Raw genomic sequence first — 6,499 nt, 5'->3', positions numbered from 1 at the left:
GGGGTGGCCCCGGACGCCCTCGAGGTGCACGGCTACTGGCGCCACGGCGTCGCCGGCCGCGACCACCACGCGCCGCTCGAGTCCTGACCCGTCCCCCCCCCCCCCCCCCCGGCGCCCCCGCGCCCCGGCCCCCCCCCCCCCACCCCCCCCCCACCCCCCCCCCCCGCCCCCCCCCCCCCCCCCCGCCCCCCGCCCCGCCCCCCCCCGGGGGGGGCCCCCCCCCCACGTCGGTGTGACGTCGGACGTCAGCCGGTGTAGCTCGGCTGGCCCGGGACCGGGGTGGCCGGTCCGGCCGGGTTGCCGCCGGCGTCGTTGCCCGGGGGCGTGACGTCGTCGTCGTCGTCCATCTCGGCCGCGACCTCGACGGCGCCCGCGTCGGGGGCGTCGCCGACGGGACGCTCGGCGCCCCGCTGGTCGGTGTCGACGAGGCTCTCGACCGAGGCCAGGCCCGCGTCGACGACCGGGCTGTCGTCGGCCGGCAGGTGCGTCGGCAGCGGACCGCCGTTGTCACCGAGCTCGCCGAGCATCGCGTCGTCCGTCTGCACGTCGCTGGACTCGCCGGTCGAGACGTCGGTCCCGACGACGTTGCCGCCGAGCGAGGCGACGGTGCCGTCGGCGTTGCCGTCCTCGTTCATCGTGAGGACCGAGTTGCCGATCGTCAGGTCGCCGAGGGCGCCGCTGTCGTTGGCCGCGAGGGTCACGTGGACGAGGATCGTGGCCCCGGCGTCCGTGCCCTCGGCGACCGCGACGCCGGCACCGCCACCGGCGGCGGCGTTGCCGCTCACCGTCGAGGTGTCGACCGTCAGGGTGCCGCCGTCGTTGTAGAGCGCGCCGCCGATGCCGTCGGTCGTGTTGCCGACGAGCGTCGTGCGGGTCACGGTCATCGTGCCCGCCGCGGAGTTCCACAGGCCGCCGCCCTCGTTCGTCGCGTCGTTCTCCTCGACGAGGGTGAGGTCGACGGTCACGTCACCGTTGCCGGTGAGGTGCAGGCCGCCGCCGTTGCCGGGGTTGCCGCCCGTGCTGTTCTGCGACAGGAGGACGTCGGACAGGCTCGTCGACGAGCTCTCGCCCGCCGCCTCGACGCCGCCACCGGCGCGCACCGAGACGTTCTCGACGATGTCGGTGCCGGTGACCTCGAGGGTGCCGCCGACGTTGAGCAGGCCACCGCCGGAGCCGGAGGCGCCGTCGGCCGCGTTGGTCTCGATCGTGCTGTCGGAGACGGTGAGCGTGCCGCCGTCGTTGTAGAGGCCGCCACCGCCGGAGTCGGCGTCGTCACCGGAGGCGAGGTTGCCGCTGATCGTGCTGTTCGAGACGGTCATCGTGCCCGCCGCGGAGTTCCACAGGCCGCCGCCCTCGTTGGCCGCGACGTTCGACGCGACGAGCGTTCCCGTGACGTCGACGGTGCCGGAGCCGGTGAGGTGGAACGCGCCGCCGTTGCCGGGGGCCGCGCCGGTCTCGTTGGACTGCAGGCGGCTGTCCGCGATCGTGGTCGTGCTGCCCTCGGTGGCCTCGATGCCGCCGCCGGCGCGCACGGCGCTGTTGTCCTGGACGAGCGAGCCGGTGACCTCGAGCGAGCCGCCGAGGGTGAGGATGCCACCGCCGGAGCCGGCGTCGCCGTCGGCGACGTTGTCGGAGACGGTGCTGCCCTCGACGACGAGGGTGCCGCCGTTGTTGAAGAGACCGCCACCGCCGTCGTCGGCCGCGGCACCCGAGGCGGTGTTGCCGCTCACCTCGGAGTCGGTGACCGTCATCGTGCCGGAGCCGTTCCACAGGCCGCCGCCCTCGAGCGCCGCCTCGTTGCCGGTGACCGTCGAGCCGCTGATGCTCGCGTCGCCCGCGCCGGTGATGTGCAGGCCGCCGCCGTTGCCGGGGGAGCTGCCGGTCGAGTTGTCGGACAGGTCGACGCCGGTGAGGGTCGTTGAGCCGACGTTGGCCTCGATGCCGCCGCCGGCGCGCACCGAGGTGTTGCCGGAGATCGTCGTCCCGTCGACGACGAGGGTGCCCTGGTCGTTGAGGATGCCGCCGCCGGACCCGGCCGCGCCGTCCGCGACGTTCCCGGTGACCGAGCCGCCGTTGACGGTGAGGGTGCCCTCGCCGGCCTCCTGGAAGAGACCGCCGCCGCCCTGGGTCGCCTCGGCGCCCGAGGCGGTGTTGCCGGTGACCTCGACGTCGGTGAGGGTCATCGTGCCCGCGCCGGAGTTCCAGACGCCGCCGCCCTCGGCGGTCGCGGTGTTGCCCGACACGGTGCCCCCGCTGATCGCGACGGTGCCGGCGCCGGTGAGGTGGAAGGCGCCGCCGTTGCCCGGGGCGTCCCCGGCCGAGTTGTCGGTGAGGTCGGTGCCGGTGATCGTCGTCGTGCTGCCCGCGGACGCCTCGACGGCGCCGCCGGCCCGCAGCGCGGAGTTGCCGGTGAGGGTCGAGTCCTCGACGGTGAGCGTGCCGCCGTTGAGGACCGCGCCGCCGGAGCCGCCGCCGTCGCCGCTCGGGGCGTCCGCGGCGTCGCCGCCGGTCACGGTGACGTTCACGAGGGTGAGGCTGCCGCCCGCGGCGACGTGCAGCGCGCGGTCGTCGATGCCCGAGGCGTCGATCGTCGCACCGTTGCCGTCGATCGTGATGTCGCTCGTGATGTCGAGGTCACCCGTGGCGGCGGCGTTCTCGCCGGCCCCGCCGACGGTCAGCGCGTACGTCTGGCCCGCCTCGAGGGTGATGGTGTCGGCCTCGTCGTTGCCGTTGGCGGCGACGATCGCGCCGCGCAGGGCCTCGGGGTCCGCGGCGTCGTCGGTGGTCGTGGTCACGGTAAACGTCGCAGCACTGCTCACGAGTGGCGTCGCCACGAGGGACGCACCCACGAGGGTCGGCACCCCCAGGGCGTAGGTCCATCGGCGCATCGTCGTCCTCTTCCTCTTCGGGGTCGGAACGTGGGCGGCAGGGGCCGCCCACGTGGGTTCATGTCCGTGGGGGGCCGAACGTCACACCCCCCGTCGGACGCGATGCGGTCAGCCTCGCAGGTCCGTCGCCGCGACGTAGGGTGAACGCCGTGAACGCCTCCCGCACCCTCGGTGAACCGTCCCGTCGATCAGCCCTCGGAGGGCTCGGCGGGCTGGCCCTGCTCGGGCTCGCCGGATGCTCCGACGACCGTGCGGCGCAGCCCGACCCGACGGAGTCGTCCGCGGCCGAGCCGTCCGCGTCGCCGAGCGAGGAGGAGACGCCCGACCCCACGGTGACGACCGTCGCGACCGCCCGGGTCGGCAGCCTCACGGTGTTCGAGTCGGCGGACGAGGACGCCGCCGAGCAGCTCGTCCTCGAGCGCGACGACGAGATCTCCGGCGAGGTGGTCCTCCTCGTCCTCGCCGACGAGGGTGACCGGCTCCAGGTGCAGCTGCCGGTCCGCCCGAACGGGACGACCGGCTGGGTCGACGCCGGCGACGTCCGGCTCACGACCCACCGGTTCGCCCTCGAGGTGGCCATCGCCGACCACGAGCTCGTCGTCACCGAGGGCGGCCGCGAGGTGCTGCGCACCCCCGTCGGCGTCGGCCGCTCGGACCGTCCGACCCCAGGCGGCGACTACTACGTCAAGGAACTGCTGTCCCCGCCGGACCCGGACGGCGTCTACGGCCCGTACGCCTACGGCCTGTCCGGTTTCTCGACGGTGCTCACCGAGTTCCGCGACGGCGAGGGCGTCATCGGCATCCACGGCACGAACGAGCCCGACCTCGTCGGCACCGACGTGAGCAGCGGCTGCATCCGGATGCCCAACGAGACGATCACCCGGCTCGTCGAGGAGGTCGGCCTGCCGCTCGGCACGCCGGTGACGATCCGGGCCTGACCGGCGAGCGGGTGCTCGACGGTCCGTGACGGACAGGTCACGGACCGTCGAGTACCGAGGCCGTCGCGGGCGTCGGCGTCAGGCGGTCGGCACCCGCTCGCGGTCCTGGTCCCGCACCGTCCGGGCCTCGTCCTCGGCGGCGAGCCGCTCGGACAGCCGCAGACCCTCCACGTCGAGGTCGGGCAGGACCCGCCCGAGCCACCGGGGCATCCACCAGGCGCGGTCGCCGAGCAGCTGCATGACGGCCGGGGTGAGCGTCATCCGGACGACGAACGCGTCGACGAGCACGCCGACCGCGAGGCCGAACCCGATCGGCCGCACCATGACGAGGTGGCTGAAGGCGAAGCCGGCGAACACCGAGGTCATGATGATCGCCGCCGCCGCGACGACCTTGACGCCGTGGGTGAAGCCGGTGCGGATCGCGGTCCGGGAGTCCTGGCCGTGCGCCCGGGCCTCGTGCATCCCGGAGACGAGGAACATCTGGTAGTCCATCGCGAGGCCGAAGAGCACCCCGATGAGGATGATCGGCATGAAGGACAGCAGCGGCCCCGGCTGGGTCACCCCGAGGAGACCGCCGAGCCAGCCCCACTGGTGGACCGCGACGGTCGCGCCGAACGCGGCCGCCACCGACAGGAGGAACCCCCCGGTCGCGACGAGCGGCACGACGACCGAGCGGAAGACGACCATGAGGATGAGCAGCGAGAGCCCGACGACGACCGCGAGGTAGCCCGGCAGGGCGTCCGAGAGGTTCTGCGAGATCTCGATGTTCGCGACCGTCTGGCCGGTGAGTCCCAGCTCGACGCCGTTCTGGTCGAGGGCGTACCGCACGTCGTCGAGGGCGTCGACGGTGGCCGTCGTCTCCTCGGCCGCGGGTCCGGTGTCGGGGACGACCTGGAAGGCGAGGGTGTTCGTGTCCTCGCTCACCCCGAACGGCAGGACGCTCACGACGCCGTCCACGTCGGACAGCGCGGTCGCGACGTCGGCCTGGGCGGACAGCACCTCGGCCTCGGTGCGCGGCTCGTCCTGCTCGGGCAGCTCGGCGACGGCGACGACCGGGCCGTTGACGCCGGGGCCGAACTCCTCGGCGACCGTCGTGTACGCCTCGTACGCGCTCGAGCCGGTGGGCTCGCTGCCGCCGTCGGGAAGGCCGAGCCGCATGTCGAGGGCCGGGACGGCGAGGACGCCGACGGCGGCGACGACCCCGACGAGGGTGAGCCACGGGTGCCGCGTCACGGCCCTGACGTAGCCGGCGCCGTGGACGTCCCCGTCCGCGTGGTGCGTGGGGGCGTCGCCGCGCACGCCCGGGGCGTCGAAGCCGGCGGTGCGCCACCCGCGGCGCGAGACGACCCGGGTGCCCATGAGCCGCAGGACGGCCGGCACGACGGTCACCGCGACGAGGACGGCGACGGCGACGGTGGCCGCCGCGACGAGACCCATCTGGGCGAGGATCGGGATGCCGGACAGGACGAGGGCGGCGAGGGCGATGACGACCGTCGCGCCGGCGAAGACGACGGCGCTGCCGGCGGTCGCGACCGACCGGGCCACCGACTCGTGCAGCGGCATCCCGCCGAGGATGTTCGTGCGGTGCCGGTTGACGATGAAGAGGGCGTAGTCGATGCCGACGGCGAGGCCGAGCATGAGGGCGAGCGCCGGGGTCGTCGAGTTCAGCTCGACGAGCGAGGTGAGGGCGACGGCGCCGCCCAGCCCCACGCCGACGCCGAGCAACGCGACGAGCAGGGGGAGCCCCGCGGCGACGAGGCTGCCGAGGACGACGACGAGGACGACGAGCGCGACGGTGAGGCCGAGGATCTCGCCGGGACCGACGAACTCGAGCTCCTGGGTCAGCTCGACGGAGTAGCTCGGGACGACGCCGGTTCCGGCGAACACCTCGTCGCCGAGCTCGACGACGCGCTCGCGGTCCTCGGCGGGGATGGACTGCGGGTTCTCGTCGAACTGGACCTGGACGACGGCGGCGGAGCCGTCCTCGGACACGAGCCGGGTGCCGTCGGTGGCCTCGGCGACGGCGCGGCCGTCGGCGAGCTGCACCTCGCCGGCGACGAGCCGCTCCTCGTTCGCGGCGAGCTCCGCGGCACCGTCCTCGACCTGCTGGCGACCCTCGGCCAGCTGCTGCTCCAGGGCCGGGATCTGCGGGTCGTCGGGGTTCGCGGCGCGCAGCTGCTCGAGCCCGGCCTCACCCTGCTCGACCTGCTGACGGGCCTGCGCCAGCTGCTCCTGCCCGTCCTCGAGCTGCTCCCGGCCCTCGGCGAGCTGCTGCCGGGACTCCTCCAGCTGCGCCGCGGAGCCGTCGATCTGCTCCTGCGCCTCGAACGGGTCGGTGACCTCGGTGACCCGGTCGGCGCCGCGCCAGGCCTCCTCGGCCTCGGCGACCGCCTGCTGCTGCGCGTCGGTGAACGCCGACCCGTCCTCGGTCGTGAGGACGATGCGGGCCGCACCTCCCGCAGCGGCCGGGATCTCCTCGGACAGCTGGTCGAGGACGCGCTCGAACTCTGTCCCGGGCATCGTGATCTGGCTCGTCAGGGGCTTGCCGATCGTCCCGGCGAGGGTGCCGACGACGGCGAGCAGGACGAGCCACGCGGCGACGACGGGCCAGGCGTGGGCGGCGCACCAGCGGCCGAGGCGGTACAAGGCGGTGGACATGGACCCTCCGGGGTC

General features: G+C 74.5%; 3 protein-coding genes. 1 reads left to right on the top strand and 2 read right to left on the bottom strand.

The window, feature by feature from the left end:
- Window positions 1-245: 245 nt before the first annotated feature.
- Window positions 246-2,795: a beta strand repeat-containing protein gene (locus tag KC207_RS15935; protein ID WP_211604306.1), complete on the bottom strand. Its 2,550-nt coding sequence runs from the start codon at window positions 2,793-2,795 to the stop codon at window positions 246-248.
- A gap of 242 nt (window positions 2,796-3,037) precedes the next feature.
- On the opposite strand from KC207_RS15935, the gene KC207_RS15930 reads away from it, so the two are divergent.
- Window positions 3,038-3,826, top strand: a complete 789-nt coding sequence (locus KC207_RS15930) for a L,D-transpeptidase (RefSeq protein WP_211604305.1) — start codon at window positions 3,038-3,040, stop codon at window positions 3,824-3,826.
- 78 nt (window positions 3,827-3,904) lie between these two features.
- On the opposite strand, the gene KC207_RS15925 is transcribed toward KC207_RS15930, so the two are convergent.
- Entirely contained in the window at window positions 3,905-6,484 is a 2,580-nt protein-coding gene (locus tag KC207_RS15925; protein ID WP_211604304.1) for an MMPL family transporter, read from the bottom strand.
- Window positions 6,485-6,499: the final 15 nt, after the last annotated feature.

It is taken from the genome of Phycicoccus avicenniae, assembly GCF_018139485.1.
GTDB lineage: Bacteria > Actinomycetota > Actinomycetes > Actinomycetales > Dermatophilaceae > Phycicoccus > Phycicoccus avicenniae.
Note: the sequence above shows the minus strand (reverse complement) of the source record. Positions and strands in the feature narration are given on the sequence as shown.

Coding starts and splice junctions, on each gene's coding strand:
- KC207_RS15925 (WP_211604304.1), bottom strand. CDS start 6,484: ATGTCCACCGCCTTGTACCGCCTCGGCCGCTGGTGCGCCGCCCACGCC.